Origin of the sequence: Pseudoalteromonas sp. c7(2019), assembly GCF_011378625.1 — a bacterium.
Lineage (GTDB): Bacteria > Pseudomonadota > Gammaproteobacteria > Enterobacterales > Alteromonadaceae > Pseudoalteromonas > Pseudoalteromonas arctica.
In genome coordinates this window covers 407,370-431,616 of record NZ_WTKS01000001.1, presented here as the reverse complement: position 1 = coordinate 431,616, position 24,247 = coordinate 407,370, and the positions used below count along the sequence as shown (strand labels likewise).

23 protein-coding genes are annotated in these 24,247 nt (G+C 41.0%); 10 read left to right on the top strand and 13 right to left on the bottom strand.

The window, feature by feature from the left end:
* Positions 1 to 140: 140 nt before the first annotated feature.
* The 5 genes from GQR38_RS01870 to GQR38_RS01850 all read right to left on the bottom strand — a co-directional run bounded on the left by GQR38_RS01870 (position 141) and on the right by GQR38_RS01850 (position 3,141).
* The gene (locus GQR38_RS01870; RefSeq protein ID WP_165737959.1) at positions 141 to 413 is read right to left on the bottom strand and encodes a hypothetical protein; all 273 of its coding nucleotides are present in this window, start codon (positions 411 to 413) and stop codon (positions 141 to 143) included.
* A gap of 474 nt (positions 414 to 887) precedes the next feature.
* Positions 888 to 1,592 (bottom strand): hypothetical protein, encoded by a 705-nt coding sequence (locus GQR38_RS01865; protein ID WP_165721577.1) that lies wholly within the window; start codon positions 1,590 to 1,592, stop codon positions 888 to 890.
* 121 nt (positions 1,593 to 1,713) lie between these two features.
* Complete coding sequence (locus tag GQR38_RS01860; RefSeq protein WP_101163157.1) at positions 1,714 to 2,106, bottom strand: hypothetical protein; 393 nt, start codon at positions 2,104 to 2,106, stop codon at positions 1,714 to 1,716.
* Between the two features lie 105 nt (positions 2,107 to 2,211).
* Positions 2,212 to 2,574 (bottom strand): hypothetical protein, encoded by a 363-nt coding sequence (locus GQR38_RS01855; RefSeq protein WP_165721576.1) that lies wholly within the window; start codon positions 2,572 to 2,574, stop codon positions 2,212 to 2,214.
* A 108-nt stretch (positions 2,575 to 2,682) separates the two neighbouring features.
* Complete coding sequence (locus GQR38_RS01850) at positions 2,683 to 3,141, bottom strand: hypothetical protein (RefSeq protein ID WP_165721575.1); 459 nt, start codon at positions 3,139 to 3,141, stop codon at positions 2,683 to 2,685.
* 233 nt (positions 3,142 to 3,374) lie between these two features.
* On the opposite strand from GQR38_RS01850, the gene GQR38_RS01845 reads away from it, so the two are divergent.
* Complete coding sequence (locus GQR38_RS01845) at positions 3,375 to 4,337, top strand: integron integrase (RefSeq protein ID WP_165721574.1); 963 nt, start codon at positions 3,375 to 3,377, stop codon at positions 4,335 to 4,337.
* A 243-nt stretch (positions 4,338 to 4,580) separates the two neighbouring features.
* Here GQR38_RS01845 and GQR38_RS01840 read toward each other — a convergent pair whose 3' ends face one another.
* The 7 genes from GQR38_RS01840 to GQR38_RS01810 form a co-directional block, all read right to left on the bottom strand.
* On the bottom strand, positions 4,581 to 5,360 hold the full coding sequence (locus tag GQR38_RS01840) for an SDR family oxidoreductase (RefSeq protein WP_165721573.1): 780 nt from the start codon (positions 5,358 to 5,360) through the stop codon (positions 4,581 to 4,583).
* A 9-nt stretch (positions 5,361 to 5,369) separates the two neighbouring features.
* On the bottom strand, positions 5,370 to 6,269 hold the full coding sequence (mmsB, locus tag GQR38_RS01835) for a 3-hydroxyisobutyrate dehydrogenase (RefSeq protein ID WP_165721572.1): 900 nt from the start codon (positions 6,267 to 6,269) through the stop codon (positions 5,370 to 5,372).
* 10 nt (positions 6,270 to 6,279) lie between these two features.
* Complete coding sequence (locus GQR38_RS01830) at positions 6,280 to 7,431, bottom strand: enoyl-CoA hydratase/isomerase family protein (RefSeq protein WP_165721571.1); 1,152 nt, start codon at positions 7,429 to 7,431, stop codon at positions 6,280 to 6,282.
* A complete protein-coding gene (locus tag GQR38_RS01825) occupies positions 7,431 to 8,222 on the bottom strand; it encodes an enoyl-CoA hydratase (RefSeq protein ID WP_165721570.1) in 792 nt (263 codons plus the stop codon). Before GQR38_RS01825 ends, GQR38_RS01830 begins: the two co-directional genes overlap by 1 nt.
* Positions 8,223 to 8,232: 10 nt before the next feature.
* On the bottom strand, positions 8,233 to 9,390 hold the full coding sequence (locus tag GQR38_RS01820) for an acyl-CoA dehydrogenase family protein (protein ID WP_165721569.1): 1,158 nt from the start codon (positions 9,388 to 9,390) through the stop codon (positions 8,233 to 8,235).
* Positions 9,391 to 9,559: 169 nt separating this feature from the next.
* Positions 9,560 to 11,050 (bottom strand): CoA-acylating methylmalonate-semialdehyde dehydrogenase, encoded by a 1,491-nt coding sequence (locus GQR38_RS01815; protein WP_165721568.1) that lies wholly within the window; start codon positions 11,048 to 11,050, stop codon positions 9,560 to 9,562.
* A gap of 129 nt (positions 11,051 to 11,179) precedes the next feature.
* Entirely contained in the window at positions 11,180 to 12,361 is a 1,182-nt protein-coding gene (locus GQR38_RS01810; protein ID WP_007580239.1) for an acetyl-CoA C-acyltransferase, read from the bottom strand.
* A gap of 330 nt (positions 12,362 to 12,691) precedes the next feature.
* Between GQR38_RS01810 and GQR38_RS01805 the strand changes: the two genes are divergently transcribed.
* From GQR38_RS01805 to GQR38_RS01765, 9 genes are all read left to right on the top strand, one after another.
* On the top strand, positions 12,692 to 13,126 hold the full coding sequence (locus tag GQR38_RS01805; RefSeq protein WP_008135264.1) for a MerR family DNA-binding transcriptional regulator: 435 nt from the start codon (positions 12,692 to 12,694) through the stop codon (positions 13,124 to 13,126).
* Between the two features lie 56 nt (positions 13,127 to 13,182).
* Positions 13,183 to 14,358, top strand: coding sequence for an isovaleryl-CoA dehydrogenase (locus tag GQR38_RS01800; protein ID WP_002961873.1), 1,176 nt, complete (start codon positions 13,183 to 13,185; stop codon positions 14,356 to 14,358).
* A gap of 10 nt (positions 14,359 to 14,368) precedes the next feature.
* Positions 14,369 to 15,976: a carboxyl transferase domain-containing protein gene (locus tag GQR38_RS01795; protein WP_165721567.1), complete on the top strand. Its 1,608-nt coding sequence runs from the start codon at positions 14,369 to 14,371 to the stop codon at positions 15,974 to 15,976.
* A 12-nt stretch (positions 15,977 to 15,988) separates the two neighbouring features.
* Complete coding sequence (locus GQR38_RS01790) at positions 15,989 to 16,759, top strand: enoyl-CoA hydratase/isomerase family protein (protein ID WP_165721566.1); 771 nt, start codon at positions 15,989 to 15,991, stop codon at positions 16,757 to 16,759.
* 8 nt (positions 16,760 to 16,767) lie between these two features.
* Entirely contained in the window at positions 16,768 to 18,786 is a 2,019-nt protein-coding gene (locus GQR38_RS01785; RefSeq protein ID WP_165721565.1) for an acetyl/propionyl/methylcrotonyl-CoA carboxylase subunit alpha, read from the top strand.
* Positions 18,786 to 19,682, top strand: coding sequence for a hydroxymethylglutaryl-CoA lyase (locus GQR38_RS01780; RefSeq protein WP_165721564.1), 897 nt, complete (start codon positions 18,786 to 18,788; stop codon positions 19,680 to 19,682). The genes GQR38_RS01785 and GQR38_RS01780 overlap by 1 nt, the downstream gene beginning before the upstream one ends.
* Before the next feature lie 261 nt (positions 19,683 to 19,943).
* The gene (locus GQR38_RS01775; RefSeq protein ID WP_121954422.1) at positions 19,944 to 20,642 is read left to right on the top strand and encodes a CoA transferase subunit A; all 699 of its coding nucleotides are present in this window, start codon (positions 19,944 to 19,946) and stop codon (positions 20,640 to 20,642) included.
* Between the two features lie 14 nt (positions 20,643 to 20,656).
* Positions 20,657 to 21,313, top strand: coding sequence for a CoA transferase subunit B (locus tag GQR38_RS01770; protein WP_007580251.1), 657 nt, complete (start codon positions 20,657 to 20,659; stop codon positions 21,311 to 21,313).
* Positions 21,314 to 21,646: 333 nt separating this feature from the next.
* On the top strand, positions 21,647 to 22,528 hold the full coding sequence (locus tag GQR38_RS01765) for a LysR family transcriptional regulator (protein ID WP_024590165.1): 882 nt from the start codon (positions 21,647 to 21,649) through the stop codon (positions 22,526 to 22,528).
* An 879-nt stretch (positions 22,529 to 23,407) separates the two neighbouring features.
* Here the strand turns inward: GQR38_RS01765 and GQR38_RS01760 are convergent.
* Positions 23,408 to 24,184: an amino acid ABC transporter substrate-binding protein gene (locus GQR38_RS01760; RefSeq protein WP_165721563.1), complete on the bottom strand. Its 777-nt coding sequence runs from the start codon at positions 24,182 to 24,184 to the stop codon at positions 23,408 to 23,410.
* Positions 24,185 to 24,247: the final 63 nt, after the last annotated feature.

Below are 24,247 nucleotides of genomic sequence, written 5' to 3'. Positions count from 1 at the left end.
ATAAAATATCGATAATACTATCAAAGTTAACCGCATTCTGAAAACACCTAACGCCCGCCTAACAGGCGTAAAATGCTTGGCTAAAATTAGGAACGAAGTGACGCAAGCCAAGCTTTTTACGTCCTTTTTTGAGGCGCTTGTTAGGTGTTTTTAGCACCATATTTATCGTAAGCAATATCATTTGCAAAAACATCCATCTGGACGATGAAATCAATTTCGTCGGACCAATCACCATTTTTAAGCTCGTACCACTCATCCGTCGCAGGCTCGAAATGGTTATCAGCATATGGCAAATCGATTTGACCACCATCAACTTTATCAACAACAACAGTATTGTCATTGAATGTATTAACAACGCCAAAGAATGTGTCATATCTTACATTTTCGTTTTCATCTATGTGCTTAAGAGACACTAGGAGAACTTTATTGTGCAGATCTATCATAGACACCTAACGCTTGCAGCACAGGCGTGAAATTGTAAAGTGAGGGACGAACGCAGCAATTTTACGTCCAGTGCCTGCACTTGTTATAAAAGCTTTGCTACACGCAAGCACGTTGTTAATTTAAAGGCGCAAGAACAGTAGAGTTAACACTATCTTGTACCGACTTACTAGCAACCAAAAATAGAATACAAAGAGTACGGATTACTAGCTGTAAAGTAAAACACCAAATACGAAGCCAGTGAGATAAAAAACTAGCACTAACTTAATACTGGAACTGCTAAATATTGCCCTATTTTTAAATTACACTTTAATTTTTAAACTTAAAACCACAAAGTTAAAAGCGGCTATAACGCCGCAATAAGCGGAAAATTATAGTTGGCTAAAATGTTTGAGGAACGAAAAACAGCCAACTGTAATTTTTCCGTTTAATTGCCTTGTTATATTTTACTTACTGTCACCATGCTTTACTGGAGTTAAAAAGGCTCGTATTTTTTTCTTTAAGTGAGTTCTTAAAGGACCGGTAATGTGATTCCATTCTTGATTTTGCTTATCGAAGAATGCTGAGAAATCAAAGTCCATATCTTTGGTCTGAAGGTTACCACCATGAAATAGAGTCTGCGCATGAGAAAAAGGGTTACTCATCTCTAGTTTTTTTGCAGAGTAATACGTATTCATTTGACTTAATGCCAGCGCAACTTCTTGTTCTAGTTCTTCATCTAAATAAATTCCGTGCTGTTCGAGTGTTCTATAAGCATTAGAAATACTATCAAATGCCTTTACGTACGCATCATAGTTTTCTTTAAACGCGTCAAAATATACGCTTATTTGATCATTCAATGGTGAGTTGGGAGGTAAAGTCCGCAAATGTTTGATAAAGCCATGTCTCGGTAATGACGTGAGAATAACATTTGTGTATACGGCTTCTACTGCTTCAATTCTTTTCCGTCCAAAATCTAATGTTTTTTGCCTTTCATTATCTGCATATATTGATAAGTCAGTTTGGATTGAATTTTTCTTTATATCCAATTGATGCTGATGATCTTTTAAAGATTTAGATAACTGGTTTTGTATTAAGAACTTAGCAAGTAAAGCAGCTACAGAGGCTCCTGCAACACCACCAGAAAGTAAATTAATTAAGAATTCAGACACCTAACCTCCTTGTAAAATATAACGCCCTGTTAACAGGCAATAAAATAGTTGGTTAAAATAAGCGACGAAGGAGCAAAAACCAACTGTTTTTTGTCCTTGTTTAACAGCTTGTTAGGCATATTTACAACCCATCTAGCTCTATCGTATAACCCAATAAATTTACCAAAAAACTAAGTATTATTGGAAAAAGCATAATGATGATAAACGACAAACCAATTTGATACTTTTTATTGCTCATATTTGATGTGGCAAGGCTAAATAATACAGTTAAAACAAGCCACTGAAAGATATTTAATATATTTGCTATAAAAGGAGAAAATACTAGATTGCTTTTATAAGCCTCTCGTATCACTAAACTATCATATGGCAAACTTAATTGAGGCCAAAAAAACATATAATTACTAACGAGCCGAGGAATAAAACTATTAGTGTAAACAGCTAAAACAGGCAGGAAAAATAAGCTTAAAAAGCAAACTATAAAAATAACTCCAGCAGTAATATATTTGCGATCCATCGATATGCCTAACGCCCAAATAATGGGATTTTATAGCTGGCTTAAAATGTTGAGGAACGAAACAGCCAGCTGTAAAATTCCTATTAATTTGCCTTGTTATGTGATTTAGCTCGCATACTTAATTGTTTTTTTATGCTCTATATCGCGGTCATCTATTGCTACAATATAATGAACTGTTTTTACAGGCCATTTAAACACAAGACTTTTGATCGCAGAAGATTCAATATCGTGTTTGCCCAAATGCTCATCTAGTGAATCAGCCCAGTAATCAATTGATTTATTGATCCGCTCACTCAGTAATTGAGATGGCTCAAACTCTCGAGTAAGCCAATTAATAGAGATATCATATCCCTTTCTTCGGATATTTCTTAATTCATCAATTACAAAGTCATCATCAACATAATTTTCGTAACTCGAAAAGCTATGTCCAAAGTTGTGAATCGCCGAAATTATATTTTTATACTTCATAGTCTGAGAATCACATAACGCCGTTTTAAGCGGCAAATTGCTGTTGGCTAAAATAAGTGAGGCACGAACAAAAAGCCAACTGTAATTTGTCCGTCTTGAAAACCCTTGTTAGGTAGCGGCTTTCACAGGAGCTACTTTTTCAATTGCTCTAATAGTTGGAGCATCCTGACAAATCACTTCTAAACACTCATCTTTAGTGACAATTAAATGAGCCCACTCATCAGAATTACCCATAAAAAAAGTTAATGGGCTTTCTTGCTGCCAGCCGTGACCTTTAACTTTAAATGTATTGGCTTTAGGTGGATTCCCATTCCATATCTCAGTTAACCCATGTTCATCTAGGCAGCGGTAGCCATTAACGGATTCATAGGATATTTCATAAATAGTCTCACTAGTTTCATGAAATACACGAACGATTAATTCAGTACTTTCGTGTTTATCACTTCCTGAGATTATATATTTAACGCCATCTGCTTTTTCAAGCGTCCACTCTTTGGTACCCCAAGAAAGATCTATTAACCAAACCTCTCCGAGTTCAAAAGGCGTGAACCAGTTATCAAATTCCATTTAGCTACCTAACAATTTTGTCTACGACATTTGTCGTTTTATAAACCGACAAATGTCCATATATTACAGTGCATTTATCTTAACCATCAAATAAACAACTGTAAACAATTAGTTAACTGGAAATTATTTTTAATCAATGCACAAATACACCGAAATGGTGGAGATCAGTAATATTGGACAAAACAACAAGCACTGTCTATATATACAGTTAACTTTTACTAGAGATTCATATCATGAAATCACCTTTTTTAACTATGATAGCCGAACAAATGTATCTAAAGCGTTATGCTAAAAGTACTATTAAAGCGTATTTATACTGGATAGCTTCGTTTATTCGATTTAACTCTATGAGGCACCCAACAACGATGGGAGATAATGAGGTCGAACTTTTTTTAAATTACTTAGTCAATCAACAAAATGTTGCTCCTAACACTCAAACACAAGCCTTAAATGCGTTGAGCTTTTTATTTAAAGAAGTGATTAAAAAGCCACTTTCATTATCATTAAGTTTTATTAAGAGCAAACGAGCAACTAAACTACCGGTAGTTTTAACGCAGCAAGAAATAAATAATTTTTTTAAAGTGTGCTCTGCAAAGCATTATTTACCCTGTGGATTACTTTATGGCAGTGGTATGCGATTAATGGAGGTACTGCGTTTACGGGTACACGATATTGACTTTGACTATAACTGCATTCGAATTTGGGATGGCAAAGGAGGCAAAAATCGTGTTGTAACCCTTGCCGTAGAGCTCACACCGCAATTACGTTCCCAAATACAATTAGTTGATAGTTATCTACAATTAGATCTTAAAAACCCTTTGTATTGCGGTGTGTACATGCCGCATTTGTTACGTAAAAAATATCCAAACCACAATAGACAGCTGGGCTGGCAATATTTATTTTCATCACATAAATTAAGTCTTGATCCCGAGAGTAAACAATTAAGGCGCCATCATATTGATGAAAAGCAATTACAACGCGCTGTTAAAAAAGCCGCTTTTGATGCAAATATTAATAAACACGTTACCCCACATACTTTACGCCACTCTTTCGCTACGCATTTGCTGCAAAGCGGCGCTGATATCCGCACAGTACAAACACAGCTAGGTCATAGTGATGTGCGTACTACACAAATATATACCCATGTACTACAACAAGGTGCCAACGGTGTTATTAGCCCTTTTTCAAGATTATAAATATCTCAGTAACAAGGCAAAAATTTAGTTATATTGTTTGTCTATATGAGAAGTTTTTAACGAAGTTAATTAGAACGCTAAAATGTTCTACGTTTTAATCCAGAGGGTATCCTACCCATGTTTTACAACAAAATGCCAACGCCGTCATCAGCCCTTTTTCAAGTTTATAAATCTCCCCGATTTAAAACAAAAAAGCACAACCCAAAGAGCTATGCTTTTAAATCAACCTTAATCTAGCTCGGTTTACAAACGAATACCCCCGTCTATTTCAACCACGCGACCGGTAAAAAAGTCGTTTTCGATTATGTATTGTGCAGTATGGGCAATTTCGTCGCTTTCGCCTAAGCGCCCTACTGGCGTTACTGCGAGCATACGCTGTTTGGCTTCGGGCTTCATGGCGTCGGTCATGGCGGTGCTTATAACACCTGGTGCAATAGCGCCTACACGTATACCAAAGCGGCCAAGTTCTTTAGCCCATGTGGTGGTAAGTGCCACTACGCCAGCTTTTGATGCAGCGTAATTTGTTTGGCCTATGTTACCTGCGCGCGCTACGCTCGACATATTAACTATTACGCCGCCTTTGCCTGATTCAATCATGTGGCTTGCAGCTTCGCGCCCTGCTAAAAACACACCGGTCAGGTTTACATCAATCACTGATTGAAATTGCTCAAGAGACATTTTTTTAACGACTTTGCCGTCTTTAGCCTTAATAAACATGCCATCGCGTAAAATACCAGCGTTGTTTATAAGCACACCAATGTGGCCAAAATCGCTGTTAATAGTATTAAATACGTTCTCTACTTCGCTCTCATTTGTTACGTTTGCGGCATAGCCTTTAATATTGCTAGTTACACCTTCAAGCTGTGTTAATTGCATGAGTTGCTCGCATACGGTGTTTAATAAGTCTTGTGCCATATCTATTAAAGCAATGTTAGCGCCCATAAGAGCGAACTTTTGCGCCATTGCAAAGCCTAAGCCTTGTGCGCCACCGGTTATTACTACCGTGTTATTTTTAATTTCCACGCGTTGCTCCTACTTTGAAAACAGTTTAAAAATGGCACTAAAGTCATCACTACCCGCACCTTGGTGTTGTAGCATAGTGTATAAATTTTTAGCCATTGACCCCATAGGGGTTGATGAATTACTTTGCTGCGCGGCTTCCATGGCAAGGCCTAAATCTTTAGCCATTAAATCAACCATAAAGCCTGGTTTGTAATCGTTACTTGCAGGGGCTGTATCCATTACACCTGGGCAAGGGTTGTAAAGTTCAAGCGTCCAGTTACGGCCCGAACTTGCGGTCATAATGTCGCTAAGTACTTTAGGATCGAGGCCGTTATTTATACCCATTTGCAATGCTTCGCTGGTGCCTGCCATTAAAATACTGAGTAGCATGTTATTACATATTTTTGCTACTTGCCCTGCGCCAATATCGCCTGCATGAAATATGTTTTTACCCATATCACTAAGCACTGTATTTGCTTTATCAAACGCGGCTTTTTCGCCGCCAACAATAAAAGTAAGTGTGCCTGCTGTTGCACCTGCAACGCCGCCCGATACCGGTGCATCTACAAAGCTAATGCCCTGCTCGCCAAGTGTACTGCCTACAATAAGTGCTGATTCTGCATCTATTGTTGAGCAATCAATTACTAATGTATTGTTGCTCAGCACGTTAATTAAACCGCTGTCGTCATTATTACCTAAGTAAAGCGACTTAACATGTTTGCCCGCTGGTAACATACTAATAAGTACGTCAGCATTGGTTGCGCACTGCTTTGCATCAACTGCTGCTTTTGCGCCTTTGCTTGCAAGTTCATTTACGACCGACTGGTTTAAATCGAACACGCTAACAGTATGGCCTGCTTTAATTAAGTTAGCCGCCATTGGGCCGCCCATATTGCCTAAGCCAATAAAACCGATATTGAGTTTAGTCATCGTCTTTCCTTTATTTGTGTGATGGCGTGTCTAAGCCATCGAGTGGATGGTTTTCGCCAAAGCGGTTAACAAAAAAGCTCTCTATTATTGTTTGTGGGACATCACTAAGTGTTTTGTATTGCCAATTTGGCGCGCCGTCTTTATCTATTAATAGCGCTCTTACGCCTTCTTGAAACTCGCCTACTTCGCCAGCGCGAACCGACATACCCAGCTCCATTTTAAAACACGTTAATAAGCTTTTGCCTTTACTTGTTTTTAATTGCTCACTAACGAGTGCGCAACTTAGTGGGCATCCGTGTTTAAGTGACTTTTGGGCGCGTTGTAGCCATTTATCGTCAGTGGTTAGCCCTAAAATATAATTAACCTGCTCCTGTAAGGTTTTAAACTCACCCAGCTTTTGAATCGTTTTTAGGTTAGCTTTTACGTTGCCTTTAGGCATACGCGCCGACTGGTTATCTAAATCGGTGAGTAAATCGGTTAAACGCTCATGATTTAAGCTTGCAGTTTTGCCCCACTTAGCAGTTAAAATTTGTCCAAGCATGGAATCAAATTTATTACTATCGATGAAGTGATCGGCAAGTGATACAAAACGTGCGTCGTCGCAATTAATAGAGGCCGACGTTAGCCCTAAAAATAACCCGACGTTTTGTGGCATTTTATGTAAAAAGTAACTCCCGCCTACATCTGGGTATAAACCTATGGTTTGCTCTGGCATGGCAATGCGAGATGTTTCGGTTACAACGCGGTGGCTAGCACCGGCCATTAGCCCTAAACCGCCGCCCATCACTATGCCGTTACCCCAAACAAGGATTGGTTTATCAAAGGTATGAATAAGGTAATCAAGCGTGTACTCTAGAGTAAAAAACTCTTCAACTAGGCTTGTTGATTTACCTTGCGCCATCGCACGATGAAGGCTCACAACATCGCCACCGGCACAAAATGCTTTATCGCCTGCGCCTTTTAACAACACCATTGCAATAGCATCATCGTCTTGCCAAGCTCGCAATTGCGGTTCAAGTAATTTGATCATCTCAAAATTAAGCGCATTTAATGCTTTTGGTGCGTTAAGTGTAATAAGCCCTATTAAACTGCCATTTGCTGCGGTTGCAGTTTCAAATACTACGGGCTCATCAGCGCTATTTAATACTGTTAAAGCACTCATTAGCCGTTTACCCAGTTAGCGCGGCGTTTTTCTAAAAAGGCATTTACACCTTCTTGTTGATCTTCGGTATCAAATAAACCAACAAATAACTCGCGCTCAAGAGGCAATACACTTGCCATTGGTTGATGGCGCCCTTTTTGAATCAATGTTTTACACGCAGCTACCGAGGTAGGGCTTTGATCGGCCACTTGGTTGGCAAGTTTTAATGCCGCCGCAAAGCTTTCACCTTGTGGTACTACTTCTTCCACTAATCCAATTTGCAGGGCTTTATCAGCTTTTAAGCGCTCGCCGCATAAAATCATGCGTTTTGCCCAGCCTTCGCCAACTAGCCATGCTAAATTTTGTGTGCCACCCGCACACGGTAATAACCCAACTTTAGCTTCAGGGAGCGCCATTTGTGCTTGCTCTTCCGCAATACGTATATCGCACGCAAGAGCGACTTCTAGCCCGCCGCCCATTGCATAGCCGTTTATGGCTGCAACCGACACGCCTCTAAAATTACTAAGCGCTTCAAATGCTTCACCAAATACACGCGACATATCGGCGGCTACGCCTTTATCGCCACCAGCAAATACGTTTAGGTCGGCACCAGCGCTAAAAAACTTCTCGCCTTCTCCAGTCAGTACTAATGCATAAATATTTTTATTATTATTAAGCTCATTAACGGTATTTTTTAAATCAACTAAGGTGTCTTTTGTCCAGGTGTTTGCTGGCGGGTTAGACATCGTTAAAATTGAAACATGACCTTCGGTTGTAAGTTCAATACACGGATTAGATTTAGATTCTGACATACATTGCTCCTTATAAAACGTCGTTTGCAGACTGCGCTAAAATACGGCGCGCTATAATCACACGCATAATTTCGTTAGTGCCTTCTAAAATTTGATGAACACGTACATCACGTACATGGCGCTCAAGCGGGTATTCTTTTATGTAACCGTAACCACCATGAATTTGCAGTGCGTCGTTACACACGGTAAAGCCAACATCGGTAGCAAAACGCTTAGCCATGGCGCAGTAAGTGGTTTTTTCAACGTCGTTATTATCAAGTTTAAATGCAGCAAGCCTAACCATTTGGCGTGCGGCTACAAGTTCGGTGTTCATATCGGCAATTTTAAATTGCAACGCTTGAAACGCAGCCAATGGTTTACCAAATTGCGTGCGTTCTTTTAAATATTCACGGGCGGTATTAAGCGCCGCTTGCGCTGTACCAATTGAACATGTGGCAATGTTAATTCGACCGCCATCAAGGCCTTGCATCGCAAATTTAAAGCCTTCGCCCTCAGCCCCTAATAAGTTATGCGCAGGAATGCGTACATCTTCAAAGCTAATTAGGCGTGTAGGTTGTGCGTTCCAACCCATTTTTTCTTCTGCTTTGCCGTATTCAACGCCTTTTGCGTCGGCAGGCACTACAAATGCCGAAATACCCGCTGCACCTTCGCCGCCTGTACGTGCCATTACCACTAATACTTCGGTTTCGCCAGCGCCCGATATAAACATTTTTGAGCCGTTAATAACGTACTCATCGCCCTCAAGCACAGCTTTTGTTTTAAGTGATGCGGCATCTGAACCCGAACCTGGCTCTGTTAAACAATAAGAGGCAAGTAGCTCGCCCATTACTAATTGCTCTACGTATTTGTCTTTAACGGCATCGGTACCAAAACTTGCTACCATCCACGTGGCCATATTATGAATGGTCAACATGGCCGTGGTTGCTGTACAGCCCATAGCAAGCTGTTCAAAAATAATGCTCGAATCTAAACGAGATAAACCAAGGCCGCCGGCTTCCTCTGGCGTGTATAAACCGCAAAAACCAAGCTCGCCTGCTGCTTTAATCGTGTCTTTAGGAAAAATATGTTCGCGGTCCCACTTTGCTGCATAAGGTGCGAGTTCTGACTCGGCAAATTGTCGTGCTGTTTGCGCAAAGGCTTGTTGATCTTCTGATAAATTAAAGTCCATGGTAGAGACCTCTTTAGTTGTGTGTTTGTTGTTGTGTGTTTGTTGCGTGTCGTTATCCCATTACAGGGATAGTTAGTGACGAGCGGCGAAGACTTATGTGTGTTGTGTGTGAAGTAGCCTTCGCGCCCATCTTTATTATTAGTTATTTAGTTATTCGTTTTAATAAAAATTATTTTAAGTTAATGCTCATGTTTGGACCCGAAGCAATATCATCTTCAAACCAACGTGAGGTAATCGTTTTAGTTTCTGTGTAAAAACGAATACCTTGCTTACCGTACGTGTGCGTATCGCCGTAAAACGAGCCTTTCCAACCAGTGAACGAAAAGAACGGAAGTGGCACCGGAATTGGTACATTAATACCTACTTGCCCTACTTCAATTTCGTGTTGGAATTTACGAGCTACTGCGCCGCTTGAGGTAAATAACGAGGTACCGTTACCGTAAGGGCTGTCGTTAATAAGTGCGATTGCTTCATCAAGCGTGTCTACAAACATACACGCTAGTACTGGGCCAAATATTTCTTCTTTGTATAAATCCATCTCTTTGGTTACGTCAGTAAATAACGTTGGGCCAACCCAGTTACCTTGCTCAAAGCCTTCAACCGTAAAGTTAGAACCATCAATTAAACAGGTAGCGCCTTGCTCTTTACCACCAGCAATAAGCGATAAAATACGCGATTTTGCTGCTTTTGATGTTTGTGGTCCGTATGCCGCGTTTGCATCATCCCACACGCCTGGGCGTACATTTTCAAAGCCTGCTTTAATTTCATCTACCCACTGACTTGCTTGACCTACAAATACAGCAACCGAAATACCCATACAACGCTGACCAGCAGCACCTACCGATGCGCCTACTAGGTTGTTTACGACATGCGATTTACTTGCATCTGGCATAATAACCATGTGGTTTTTAGCGCCAACACACGCTTGCACACGTTTAAGGTTTTGCGTGCCTTTAGAATAAATATAAGCACCTACACCACACGAGCCAACAAACGAAATAGCGCGCACTGCTTTATCTTCTAGTAAGCGGTCTACTTGTGGTTTTGTACCGTGAACAACTTGTAATACGCCTTTTGGTGCGCCGGCTTCAATAAATAGCTCTGCTAAGCGCATTGGTGTAAGTGGATCTTGTTCAGACGGTTTTAAAATAAAGGTGTTACCACACACAATAGCCAGCGGGAACATCCAAAGTGGGATCATTGCAGGGAAGTTAAACGGGGTAACGCCGGCACACACGCCAAGTGGCTGCATGTAAGAATACGTATCGATTTTGCGCGCTACGTTTTCCATTGTTTCACCCATCATTAATGATGGTGCGTTAGCGGCTTGTTCTACTACTTCAATACCACGCCAAACATCGCCTTTTGCATCTTCAAACGTTTTACCCAATTCGTGGCAAATAATGGTAGCAAGCTCATCGTGATGTTCTTTTAATAGCGCTGCGTACTTCATCATAATGCGAGCACGTTCAGTAATGGGTACGTCTTTCCATGTTTTAAACGTCTCTGAGGCTGAGGCAATTGCCGCGTCCATTTCTGATTCTGTGGTACATGGCACTTGTGCAAGTACTTCTTGAGTTGCTGGGTTTATAACATCGATAAGCTCTTTTGACGCTGATTGAATAAATTCGCCATTAATAAGTAGTGGTACTTGGTGCATGATTAAATCCTAGTGTGTGAGTTGTGTGTTCTCTTTTAAAATTGGTAGCGCCGCTTTGTTAGTATTATGAGTGCAGCGCCTTTATAGTTATTCGTTAAAGTATTCGCCTAGCTATTCATGTAACCCTAATTAGTACGCTTCTACGGCCATAGCAACCGCTTCACCGCCACCAATACATAAAGACGCAATGCCTTTTTTAAGGCCTCGGTTTTTAAGTGCATGAATAAGCGTTACTAAAATACGCGCGCCGCTTGCACCAATTGGATGACCCAATGCACATGCACCGCCGTTAACGTTTACTTTGCTTTCATCAAGTTTTAACTCGTTAATAGCCAGCATGGTTACCATGGCAAATGCTTCGTTAATTTCCCAAAGGTCAACGTCGTTTACAGCCCAGCCTGCTTTTTCAAGCACGCTGCTTATTGCACCTACTGGCGCTACTGTAAATTCACTTGGTTTTTGAGAGTGCGTGCTGTGCGCTACAATTTTACAAAGCGGTGTTAAGCCTTGCTCTTTTGCTTTTGATTCGCTCATTAATATAAGCGCCGCGCCACCGTCTGAAATTGACGATGAATTAGCGGCTGTAATGGTGCCGTCTTTTTTAAAGGCTGCACGCAGACTTGGAATTTTTTCTGGGCGGGCGTTACCTGGTTGCTCATCAATCGATACTGTTACATCGCCTTTGCGTGTTTGCATCGTATGCGGGGCAACTTCGTTATCAAAACTGCCATTTTGTATCGCGGCTTTAGCTTTACTTAATGAGCCTAATGCAAACGCATCCATTTGCTCACGACCAATACCGTACTCGTCGGCGGTGTCTTGTGCAAAACAACCCATTGCTTTGTTATCGTAAGCATCTTCAAGGCCGTCGCTCATCATGTGATCTTTTATTTCGCCGTGACCCATTCGCATACCGCCACGTGCTTTTGGAATAAAGTACGGTGCGTTTGTCATGCTTTCCATGCCACCGGCAATGGCAGATTGGATAGAGCCTGCTTTAATTAAATCGTTTGCAAGCATGGCGGCTTTTAAACCAGAGCCACATACTTTGTTAATTGTTGTAGCGCCAGTGCTAAGTGCAAGGCCTGCTTTTAACATTGCTTGGCGTGCGGGCGCTTGCCCAAGCCCTGCTGGTAATACACAGCCCATAATTACTTCATCTATAGCGTTATTAGCTAAACCAGTTTGTGCAAGTGCACTGGCAATGGCGGTAGCGCCAAGCTCGGTAGACTGCGCATCACTTAACGCTCCCATAAAACCACCCATTGGGGTGCGTTTTGCTGCTACAATTACCACTGATTCTAAAGTCATAACTAACTCCGTTGTAATTTAATGCAAATAATTGTTAGTATATTTGCTCTATTAATTTAGTATTCATTTATTATTTAATACCTACACACAATACTAACGTTTACGCCAACGTCAACTAAAAACAGCTTAATTTTTAGTTTTATAAGTGTAAGCATTATTTTCCAGCTGTTAGGCCACACTGAGGAAATAAAATTAACCTACTGAAAATTAATAAAATAAGTCAACTCTTCGCGCCAACACTCCTTTATAAATAGTTTCAAAACACACCAAGCTTTACCTTTACGTAAACTTCACTTATATTGGAGTTATTCGAATGAGGTAAATACAATTATGAAACCAGATAATCAAACAAACTTTGCAAGCTCAGCCAAAATGCCGGCTAGTAATGAACAAACATTTAGCATTAGCGAACTCGCTAAAGAATTTGACATTACAACCCGCTCTATTCGCTTTTACGAAGATCAAGGGTTAATAACTCCAGAACGTAATGGTCAAACCCGTATTTATTCAAAACGCGACAAAGTGCGTTTAAAACTAATATTACGTGGTAAGCGCCTTGGCTTTACATTGGCCGAAACCGGCCGTTTGTTTGAACTGTACGACGCAGATAAATCAAGCGCTAAGCAGTTGGTTACTATGCTTGACCTTATATCAGAAAAAAAAGCAGACCTATCTCAACAAATGGACGACATTAAAGTTGTTCTTATGGAGTTGGTGACGGCCGAGCGCCGCTGCAGAGACACGCTTAATAAAATAGACGAGTAAGTTTATTTTTAAAATAAAAACACACTGACAACACACACGTCACACAGGAATGAATCATGAGCACTATTTCACTATATAAAGAAATGAACTTTGGCCTTGGCGAAACCGCCGATATGATCCGCGACCACGTAAACAGCTTTGCGAGTCAGGAGATTGCCCCGCTTGCTGAAAAAACGGACTTAGATAACGCTTTTCCAAATCAACTTTGGACTCAAATGGGCGAAATGGGCGTACTGGGTATGACTGTATCTGAAGAACTTGGCGGCGCCGGTTTAGGTTACTTAGAACATGTTATTGCTATGGAAGAAATTAGCCGTGCCAGTGCCTCTATAGGTTTAAGCTATGGCGCACATTCTAACCTGTGTGTTAATCAAATTAACCGTAACGGCACACAAGCTCAAAAAGAAAAATACTTACCAAAGCTTATTAGTGGTGAGCACATTGGTGCCCTTGCAATGAGCGAACCTAATGCGGGCTCTGACGTTGTATCGATGAAACTCAAAGCCGAAAAAAAAGGCGATAAGTACATTTTAAACGGCAATAAAATGTGGATCACCAATGGCCCGGACGCGCACACGTTAGTAATTTACGCTAAAACAGATTTAAACGCCGGTGCTAAAGGCATTACCGCGTTTATTGTAGAGAGCAACTTTCCTGGTTTTTCTACGGCGCAAAAGCTCGACAAACTGGGCATGCGCGGCTCAAACACCTGTGAGCTGGTATTTGAAAACTGCGAAGTACCCGAGGAAAACATTTTAGGTAACTTAAACGAAGGCGTTAAAGTACTTATGAGTGGCCTTGATTACGAACGCGTAGTACTTGCAGCGGGCCCGCTTGGCATAATGCAAGCGTGTATGGACATAGTGGTACCGTACATTCATGAGCGTAAACAGTTTGATACCCCTATTGGCCAATTTCAGTTAATTCAAGGAAAAGTAGCCGACATGTATACACAAATGAATGCTGCGCGCTCATACGTATATACGGTAGCTAAAGCGTGTGACCGTGGTGAAACAACCCGTAAAGATGCAGCCGGTGCCATTTTATACGCAGCAGAGCTTGCAACTAAAATGGCACTAGATGCGATTCAAATTTTAGGTGGCAATGGCTACATAAACGAATACGCAACAGGCCGCCTTCTTCGTGACGCTAAATTATACGAAATTGGCGCGGGTACATCAGAAATACGCCGCATGCTTATTGGCCGCGAACTTTTCACTGAAAGCCGTTAAGGATTAAACCATGACTATTTTAAAATCGAGCGTTAATCCTCACGATCCAACGTTTGTACAAAACCATAAAAATATGTCAGCGCTGGTGGATGATTTACGCAGTAAGGTAGCAACAATTAGCCAAGGCGGAGGCGCTGCATTAAAAGAGCGCCACGAAGGCCGTGGTAAATTATTTGTACGCGATCGTATAAGTACCTTAATTGACGAAGGCTCACCGTTTTTAGAAATATCGCAATTTGCTGCCTTTGGTGTGTACGAACAAGCAATACCGTGCGCCGGTGTTGTAGCCGGTATTGGCCGTGTTAAAGGCATTGAATGCATGATTATTGCAAACGATGCCACGGTTAAAGGCGGTACGTATTTTCCGCTTACCGTTAAAAAGCATTTACGCGCACAAGACATCGCAGAGCGCTGCCACTTACCGTGTATTTATCTTGTTGATTCGGGCGGTGCTAACCTGCCTGAGCAAGACGATGTATTTCCGGACAAGTTGCATTTTGGTCGTATTTTTTACAATCAAGCCCGTATGTCGGGTAAAGGTATCCCACAAATTGCTGTAGTAATGGGCTTATGTACCGCAGGTGGTGCATACGTACCGGCAATGGCTGACGAAAGCATTATTGTAAAAGATCAAGGCACTATATTTTTAGCCGGTCCGCCGCTTGTAAAAGCAGCAACAGGCGAGGAAGTAACAGCCGAAGAACTAGGCGGCGCCGATGTGCACTGTAAAGTGTCGGGTGTTGCCGATCACTACGCTGAAAACGATGCTCATGCCCTGTCTATTGCGCGCCAATGTATTGAGCGCATTAACTACACACGCCCTACAGCCCCTCTTCTAGAGGATGTAAAGCCACCTCGTTATGATATTAACGAGCTTTACGGCATTGTAGGCACCGACCTTAAAAAGCCGTTTGATGTACGCGAAGTAATAGCGCGCACTGTAGACGACTCCTCATTTGATGAATTTAAACGCTACTTTGGTGAAACGCTGGTCACCGGTTTTGCCCGTATTTACGGCAACCCCGTTGGCATAGTGGCTAATAACGGTATTTTATTTAGTGAGTCGGCGCAAAAAGGCGCGCACTTTATTCAACTGTGTGCTCAGCGCAATATTCCTTTAGTGTTTTTACAAAATATTACCGGCTTTATGGTGGGTAAAAAATACGAAGCCGAAGGTATTGCTAAGCACGGCGCTAAAATGGTGATGGCTGTTTCGTGTGCTGATGTGCCTAAATTCACAGTACTTATTGGCGGCTCTTACGGCGCAGGTAACTACGGTATGTGTGGCCGCGCATTTGAACCAACCATGATGTGGATGTGGCCTAATGCCCGTATTTCGGTAATGGGCGGCGAGCAAGCAGCCGGTGTAATGGCGCAAGTTAAACAAGATGGTTTAGCACGCAAAGGTCAAAGCATGAGCGAGCAAGAAATCAGTGATTTTAAAAAGCCAATTATTGAACAATACGAAGAGCAAGGTCATCCGTATTACGCAAGTGCACGCTTGTGGGATGACGGCATTATAGACCCTGCCGATACGCGTAATGTATTAGGTCTTGCGTTAACAGCTGCGAATAACGCACCAAAACGTGATTCGAAATTTGGCGTATTTAGAATGTAACCGGAGCGCAAAATGTCAGTAACACTACAAATAACAAAATCTAATGTGGCTGTACTTGTGTTAAGTCGCCCAGAAAAAAGAAACGCATTTAACAGTGAAGTAATACATGAGCTGATCCAGTGTATTGAACATGCAAATACGCTTGATATTCGCGCTTTGGTTTTAAAAACAGAAGGTAAACACTTTTCAGCCGGTGCCGATTTAGCTTGGATGAAATCAATGGCGGATAATAACTACGCCGATAACCTAGCTGATTCAATGCAATTAGCTAAATTAATGCAGGTATTAGCAAGCTCGCCACACCCTACAATTTGCGCTGTGCAAGGTGCTGCTTTTGGTGGTGCACTGGGCTTAATTGCCTGTTGCGACATAGCCCTTAGTAAAGACGATGCGCAATTTTGTTTAAGCGAAGTAAAGCTGGGTCTTATTCCGGCGGTTATTAGTCCATACGTCATTAAAGCGATTGGTGAACGCGCTGCTCGCAGGTACTTTTTAACGGCTGAAGTGTTTGATGCACATACTGCTAAGCAACTTGGCTTAATTCATCAAGTAACCGGTAATTTAGACTGTGCGCTCGATAATATGCTGCAAACACTGATTGATAACGGACCTGTTGCAGTAAAAGCAGCAAAAGCATTAATTAACGATGTAGCAAATAAACCAATAACCGATGAACTCATTGAGCTTACCGCAGAGCGTATTGCAAAAATTCGCGTATCTGAGGAAGGCCAAGAAGGGCTAACTGCTTTTTTTGATAAACGCCCACCCGCTTGGCAACTGTAGGATTGATTATGAACACACAACGATTACAAAAAATACTGATTGCCAATCGTGGAGAAATTGCGTGCCGAGTAATGCGCAGCGCAAAACAAATGGGCTTAACCACGGTCGCGGTTTATTCTGATGCAGACAAACATGCCCGGCACGTAAAAATGGCCGACGAGGCTTACCATATTGGTGCTGCGCCAAGTAAAGATTCGTATTTAGTGGCAGACAAAATTTTACAAGTTGCCAAAGACTGCGGCGCTGATTGTATTCACCCGGGGTATGGTTTTTTATCTGAAAACAGCGAATTTGCTAAAGCCTGCGAAGCTAACAACATTGCTTTTGTAGGACCACCAGCAAGTAGCATTGAAGCAATGGGATCTAAAACCCGCGCTAAAGAAATAATGGCAGCCGCCAATGTGCCGTTAGTGCCTGGTTATTACGGTGATAAACAAGATCCTGCCTTTTTACAAAGTGAAGCTGAAAAAATTGGCTACCCTGTACTAATTAAAGCCGCCTTTGGTGGCGGTGGTAAAGGTATGCGCGTTGTACAAAACGCCAAACAATTTATGAGTGCACTTGAGGGCGCACAACGTGAAGCGATTGCCGGTTTTGGTAACGATTTAGTATTGCTTGAGCGCTATGTAAACCAGCCTCGCCATGTTGAAGTGCAAGTCTTTGCAGACAATTACGGTAACTGTGTTTATTTAGGCGATCGTGATTGTTCTTTGCAACGTCGTCATCAAAAAGTAATTGAAGAAGCCCCTGCTCCGGGTTTGTCTGACGAGCTACGCAAAGAAATGGGCGAAGCGGCTGTACGTTGTGCACTAGCTATAAATTACCGAGGAGCTGGTACTGTTGAGTTTTTACTGTGTGGCGATGAATTTTTCTTTATGGAAATGAACACGCGCCTTCAAGTAGAACACCCAGTGACCGAAATGGTAACCGGTGTAGATTTAGTCAATTGGCAAATTAATATTGCAGGTGGGCATACACTACCGCTGGAACAAAGCGATATTCAATTACAGGGTCATAGCTTTGAAGCGCGTATATACGCAGAAGATCCAGCTAACGACTTTATACCGTGCTCGGGCACTATTGAAGCACTACACACACCGCTTAACAGCGAATTTGTGCGCATTGATACAGGCATTGCTCAAGGCGACGAAATCAGTCCGTTTTACGATCCGATGATTGCAAAACTTATTGTGCACGACGACAATCGCGAACAAGCACTGAGCCGTTTACAACAAGCCCTTGAGCAATTTCATTTAGCAGGTTTTAGCACTAACATTGGCTTTTTACATAATTTAGCAAGCCACCCTGCGTTTAAACAAGGTGCGCCAAGTACACACTTTATTGCAGAGCAAGGCGACTCGTTAGTTGCGGTTGATAAATCGTTATTACAAGCAAGCCAACTTATTGGTGCTTTTGCATATTTAGAATCGTTAACTAACACCCAAAATGCGCCAAACAGTGCAAGCCCGTGGCAACAACTAAGCGGTTTTACACTCAATGCGCCGCAAGCAATTAAAATCCCTTTTGCCGATTTACAGCTAAGCGCTATAAAAACGTCAGCGGGCTATAGTATTACGCATAACGAGCACGTTTTTAATCTACAAGGCACATTAAATAATAATCTGTGTAGTGTATTTATTAACGGCAAAAAACATAGCGCGCACGTAACTACGGTAGGTAATAATACTGTTGGCAATAATACCGTAGCCAATATTGTCACTGTTATGAATAAAGCACTGCAAACTAAGCTTGAACTAGTTGATAAACATTATATTAGTTCGCACGAAAGCGAAGCACTGCCACTTGCTGCGCCGCTTAATGGCACGGTAGTTAAGCACTTAATCGACATTGGTAGCACAATTACCAAAGGTGATGCGGTTGTTATTATTGAAGCCATGAAAATGGAATACACGCTTAACGCACCGCATGACGGAATTTTAAAAAGCTACTGTTTTGGTGAAGGCGAATTAGTAACGCATGGCGCTCTACTTGCGATAGTAGAAGATACAACAGAGGAAGGTGCATAATGAGTGCCTTTGCAAATAAAGTACGTATTGTTGAAGTTGGCGCGCGAGACGGCCTACAAAACGAAAAAACAGTAAGCACAGCCGATAAAGTAGCACTTATTAACGCCCTAAGTGCTGCTGGCTTAAAAGATATTGAAGCTGGCGCGTTTGTGTCACCCAAATGGGTGCCGCAAATGGCAGACTCAGCTGATGTAATATCAGCCCTTAATTTACCCGATGTAAATTTAAGCGCCCTTACACCTAACTTAAAAGGCGCACATGCAGCGCACGCTGTCGGCATTAAAGAGTTTGCTATATTTACAGCTGCGAGTGAGTCGTTTTGTCAAAAAAACATAAACTGCTCAATAGAGCAAAGTATTGAACGCTTTAGCGAAGTAATGGCGTTTGCTAAAGCTAATAATATCCGCGTACGTGGTTATGTAAGCTGTGTGCTAGGTTGCCCTTATGAGGGTGAAATTGACCCACAAGCAGTACTGAGTGTATCGCAAAAGCTAATAGATTTAGGATGTTACGAAGTAAGCCTTGGCGATACCATTGGTGTTGGCACCGCTAAAAAAGTAACGCAATTAATCGAGTTACTTTTAACGCAAATTGATAAAACCAAACTTGCCGTGCATTTTCATGATACTTACGGCCAAGCGCTTACAAATATTTACGCAGCCTTAAGCCTAGGTATAGCAACGGTTGACGCGGCAGTCGCAGGTCTTGGTGGCTGTCCTTATGCTAAGGGTGCGTCAGGAAATGTTGCCACCGAAGATGTAGTTTACTTACTGCAAGGGCTTGGCATTGAACACGGAATTGATTTACAAAGGTTAAGTGAGGCTGGCTGGGAGATAACCAAAGCACTTGGTAAGCAACCTGTGAGCAAAGTATCTGTGGCACTACACACTAAATAACCTGAGCTCTGGATAGTAAATCTATCTCGAGCAGCTATTTTCAGCACTAACTGCGTTGAATTTACTTGCAATAGGCCAGCTATTGACGCGTAAATTCGCCTTGTTTTCACTGAAAATCTCTGGCTAGAGAAAATAAATTTAAATATCACCCTGATTCATATGTTAGTAAATCTATTAACCAGAGTTCAGGTTAAATAGCTATCTTATAAAATGATGATTCAAGATAGTTAACAACAAATAGCACACAATGAGGAGAGACTCATGGCCGGTTTTGATAAGGTAGTTTATAGCTACGAAGCTGCAATGGAAGGATTAAAAGACGGCGATACTATTATTGCCGGAGGTTTTGGTTTATGTGGTATTCCTGAGGGCTTAATTAAACAAATTAAGCACATGCAAACAAAAAACTTAACTGTAGTATCTAATAACTGTGGTGTTGATGACTTTGGTTTAGGTATTTTATTACAAGACAAGCAAATTAAAAAAGTAATTGCCTCGTACGTTGGCGAAAACGCCCTATTCGAGCAGCAGTTATTGAGTGGCGAAATTGATGTAGAGCTTACACCTCAAGGTACACTTGCTGAAAAAATGCGTGCTGGTGGCGCGGGTATACCTGCGTTTTACACCGCTACCGGTTACGGTACTCCTGTGGCTGAAGGCAAAGACGTAAAAGAATTTAATGGTCGCCCGTATATTTTAGAAGAGTCTATAACAGGTGAATTTGCCATAGTAAAAGCATGGAAAGCCGATCGATACGGTAATTTAGTGTTTAGACACACCGCCATGAACTTTAATCCAATGGCAGCAACGGCTGGTAAAATTACCGTTGCCGAAGTAGAAGAAATTGTAGAGCCGGGCGAGCTTGAACCAAGCCAAATTCATACCCCAGGTATTTTTGTAAATCGCGTTATTAAAGGCAGCTTTGAAAAACGCATTGAACGTGTAACAACACGAGATTAAGCAGGAGCATAATTATGGCATTATCACGTGAACAAGTTGCAATGCGCGTTGCACAAGAACTTCAAGACGGTTACTACGTAAATTTGGGCATAGGAATTCCGACACTCGTCGCAAACTATGTACCGGATGATATTGAAGTTATGTTACAGTCCGAAAATGGCCTTTTAGGCATGGGCCCGTACCCTACTAAAGCAGAGCTAGATGCCGATATGATTAACGCGGGTAAAGAAACCGTGACAGCAGCTAAAGGTGCAGCCATATTTAATAGTGCAGATAGTTTTGCCATGATACGGGGTGGTCATGTAGACTTAACTGTTCTGGGTGCATTTGAAGTTGACCAGAACGGCAACATCGCATCATGGATGATCCCTAAAAAGCTGATTAAAGGCATGGGTGGCGCGATGGATTTAGTCGCTGGCGCAAAAAATATTATTGTTACTATGACCCATGCAAGTAAGCATGGTGACTCTAAACTATTAGAAGCCTGCTCTTTACCGCTTACTGGCGTTAATTGCGTTAAAAAAATAGTGACAGATTTAGCCGTACTAGAAGTTAAAGACGGCGCATTTCATTTATTAGAACGCGCTCCGGGCGTAACTGTTGATGAAATCATTAGTAAAACAGCAGGTAAATTACTTGTTGACGGTGAAGTACCAGAAATGGTTTTTTAGGCTTTAGCTTAAAATAACGCTTTACCCTGTACCGACCTCATTCCCAGTGCCAATGGCGCTGAGTTACCCAAAATCCCTCTCACGAGGGATTTTTTTTATCTTTTGCCATTATTTTTACCGTCATTCATACATCTGTAGTAAATTTTATCTATAATACAAATATAAATTAAATGTAAGCGCTTAGATTCTTTGCACTATTTTGTGGATAGTCTGCACCCTTTTTGTGAACTAGCGTTAAATTTATTTTTAACCTACTGATATTTAAGTATTAAATAGTTGGTTCAAATTTTGCCTAAGTAAGGCGTCTCAATAAATTAAATAATTCTGGAAAACATGCAAACTCCTATTCGTGGCCTTCGCTCTTTTTGCTTTGCCGCAAGAAGCCTAAGTTTTAAGCATGCAGCTAATGAGCTGTACTTAACGCCGTCTGCGGTAAGCCATCAAATAAAACAACTTGAAGAACAACTTGGTATTGAACTTTTTCAACGTAAAACGCGTTCAATTAGCTTAACCACAGCGGGTAAAAACTTTTTTGATGCTGTGTCTCCTATCATCACAATGTTAGAGGGCACCATTAACGAGTTTAGTCAGATGCAGCAAAATACAAATTTGACAATTACGTTGCCTGAGTTTTTTGCCAGCGAGCTACTCATGCCTAAATTAAGTGAGTGGACGTCAGAGCACCCTAATATAAACCTGCAAATGGACACGCTTAAAACACGCAAAGAGTTAACGCGTCATAGCGATTTATCTATTGTATTGTCCTCTGGTAAACCTACTGAAGGATTAGCAACAGAGTTGTTTAACCTTGAATATATTCCTGCATGTAATAAAAAATTGCTCGATCAATGGAGGGACGATCATCGTCAAGCGCTTAACCAAGTTCCCCTCATCCTCCACAAAGCTCGCCCTTGGGCATGGCACCAGTGGGCCGAAAAAGCGGGTATTGATGACTTTTCTCCTTCGCAGATTATTCAAATAGATAGCATGTTTGGTGTAGCGCGTGCAGCGCAGCAAGGCATGGGCATTGCGCTTATTCCACTGCCTATTAGTCAAAGCTGGTTAGATGAGCAATGGCTTTATAAATTATTCGAGCAGCCTTTAACAACTAAAGATAAATACTATTTAGTACAGCACGAATCAAGCACGCCTAATCACCCGCTTGATTTATTTGCGAAGTGGGTTGTAAATACGTTTAGAAAAATCCAAGAATAATCCCCTATTAGACGAGCTCATTAATAGAACCCACTCTGTGTTTTATTACTGAACTCGTCTAAACCTCTCTGCAATTTTTAATAATATTTTTTATTTAAATACATAAGCTTAACGCCGAGCATTAGACTAAAGTCTATAGTTTAATTTTTTTCACTCATTGGTTTCATTTTTATCGTTTGTCGAAAATAAAGTTAAATATTAAAGTTACTTCATCAGCTCAAAACAACTTAGTTAATTTGTTTTTTAAGAGCAATAAATGCAACCTTTTGAGTTTTAGTAACTCAAACTTAGCAGTGAAAAGGATCTTATATTGTGTGTGTAAGATGTTGTCAGTGTGAAAAAGCGGTTCAAGTTAGGTGGTGACTTGGCTTGAACTGTTTTTATTCTTGGCTCAACCACATGATATGCATTACAAAGCTACTAAAGCGTAGCAAACCGAATCTTTATATTGTGTGTGAAGATGTTGTCAGTGTGAAAAAGCGGTTCAAGTTAGGTGGTGACTTGGCTTGAACTGTTTTTATTTTTGGCACAAACCACATGATATGCATTACCAGGCTACTAAAGCGTAGCAAACAGAATCTTTATATTGTGTGTGAAGATGTTGTCAGTGTGAAAAGCGGTTCAAGTTAGGTGGTGACTTGGCTTGAACTGTTTTTATTCTTGGCTCAACCACATGATATGCATTACAAGGCTACGTAAGAGTCGTAAACAGAATCTTTATATTGTGTGTGAAGATGTTGTCAGTGTGAAAAGCAGTTCAAGTTAGGTGGTGACTTGGCTTGAACTGTTTTTATTATTAAGCACATACATAATATAGTTATACACAGGTTAATACCTTTTAAAAAGCCCCGTAAGTTATAACTTACGGGGCTTTTTTAGTTAATTTTTTATTTGATACTCTCTTTTTAATTTACTTATTTGCACTTTATGTGAAAGCAAAAATGTATCAAATTGCTTAACTACCTCAGGGTAGTCAATCGACGATAATAAAAAGGCTTGTAAATCTGTCGGCAATTCGTTTTGAAAATAAACGGGTCGGGTTAATTTGAAATATTTAACAATATTATAGTTTAATACATCGTTAGATATGTAAATACACTCCACTCGCTCTTTCAAAAGCATCTCTATTAATTCCATTACGTTAGCTGTTTCAATTAGCTCAACGTTTTCGTTATTCATTAAAGGTTTAAAGCTTTGAGACGTAAACCCTCTCACCGTTGCAAAACTAACGCATTCATCAATGGTGATATTTTTATTTAAACTCGCAATACCCGTTTTAGTCACAACGGTTGGCTGCGAATAAATAATTTCATTTAAATCACCAAAGGAAGCTTTATAACTTGGTTTCCATTGAGGGTTATCTGGGTATTTAAAATCAACATGATGGTGATCAATGAATTCTTTATAGAGACGATTAATTGGCAGCGTGTAAAACTCAAATTCAAAATCGTGCTGCTGTGCAAATAAAGTCAGCAACTCTTCACTGAAGCCATAATAATCTGCACCATTTGTTCCACTACCATCAAAGTAAGGTAGATACTCTATATTCTCTACACCGACGACATAGTGCGTTGCCGACTTAGCATCGGTAATAAAAATTAATAAAGCTAAAGGCAAATACATTAACTGCGTTGTTATTTTTATAAATTGATTCATTTACAACCTAAGTAATATAATTGATGTGTAGCTCAACGCTTTAATTTTAACAAATTTGCAAAG

Bases quoted from the DNA above. Each gene is read 5' to 3' on its own strand.
- GQR38_RS01760 (WP_165721563.1), bottom strand. From the start codon at position 24,184: ATGAATCAATTTATAAAAATAACAACGCAGTTAATGTATTTGCCTTTA.
- GQR38_RS01785 (WP_165721565.1), top strand. From the start codon at position 16,768: ATGAACACACAACGATTACAAAAAATACTGATTGCCAATCGTGGAGAA.
- GQR38_RS01770 (WP_007580251.1), top strand. From the start codon at position 20,657: ATGGCATTATCACGTGAACAAGTTGCAATGCGCGTTGCACAAGAACTT.
- GQR38_RS01820 (WP_165721569.1), bottom strand. From the start codon at position 9,390: ATGGACTTTAATTTATCAGAAGATCAACAAGCCTTTGCGCAAACAGCA.
- GQR38_RS01805 (WP_008135264.1), top strand. From the start codon at position 12,692: ATGAAACCAGATAATCAAACAAACTTTGCAAGCTCAGCCAAAATGCCG.
- GQR38_RS01795 (WP_165721567.1), top strand. From the start codon at position 14,369: ATGACTATTTTAAAATCGAGCGTTAATCCTCACGATCCAACGTTTGTA.
- GQR38_RS01860 (WP_101163157.1), bottom strand. From the start codon at position 2,106: ATGGATCGCAAATATATTACTGCTGGAGTTATTTTTATAGTTTGCTTT.
- GQR38_RS01810 (WP_007580239.1), bottom strand. From the start codon at position 12,361: ATGACTTTAGAATCAGTGGTAATTGTAGCAGCAAAACGCACCCCAATG.
- GQR38_RS01790 (WP_165721566.1), top strand. From the start codon at position 15,989: ATGTCAGTAACACTACAAATAACAAAATCTAATGTGGCTGTACTTGTG.
- GQR38_RS01800 (WP_002961873.1), top strand. From the start codon at position 13,183: ATGAGCACTATTTCACTATATAAAGAAATGAACTTTGGCCTTGGCGAA.
- GQR38_RS01780 (WP_165721564.1), top strand. From the start codon at position 18,786: ATGAGTGCCTTTGCAAATAAAGTACGTATTGTTGAAGTTGGCGCGCGA.
- GQR38_RS01845 (WP_165721574.1), top strand. From the start codon at position 3,375: ATGAAATCACCTTTTTTAACTATGATAGCCGAACAAATGTATCTAAAG.
- mmsB (WP_165721572.1), bottom strand. From the start codon at position 6,269: ATGACTAAACTCAATATCGGTTTTATTGGCTTAGGCAATATGGGCGGC.
- GQR38_RS01775 (WP_121954422.1), top strand. From the start codon at position 19,944: ATGGCCGGTTTTGATAAGGTAGTTTATAGCTACGAAGCTGCAATGGAA.
- GQR38_RS01815 (WP_165721568.1), bottom strand. From the start codon at position 11,050: ATGCACCAAGTACCACTACTTATTAATGGCGAATTTATTCAATCAGCG.
- GQR38_RS01765 (WP_024590165.1), top strand. From the start codon at position 21,647: ATGCAAACTCCTATTCGTGGCCTTCGCTCTTTTTGCTTTGCCGCAAGA.
- GQR38_RS01850 (WP_165721575.1), bottom strand. From the start codon at position 3,141: ATGGAATTTGATAACTGGTTCACGCCTTTTGAACTCGGAGAGGTTTGG.
- GQR38_RS01855 (WP_165721576.1), bottom strand. From the start codon at position 2,574: ATGAAGTATAAAAATATAATTTCGGCGATTCACAACTTTGGACATAGC.
- GQR38_RS01830 (WP_165721571.1), bottom strand. From the start codon at position 7,431: ATGAGTGCTTTAACAGTATTAAATAGCGCTGATGAGCCCGTAGTATTT.
- GQR38_RS01825 (WP_165721570.1), bottom strand. From the start codon at position 8,222: ATGTCAGAATCTAAATCTAATCCGTGTATTGAACTTACAACCGAAGGT.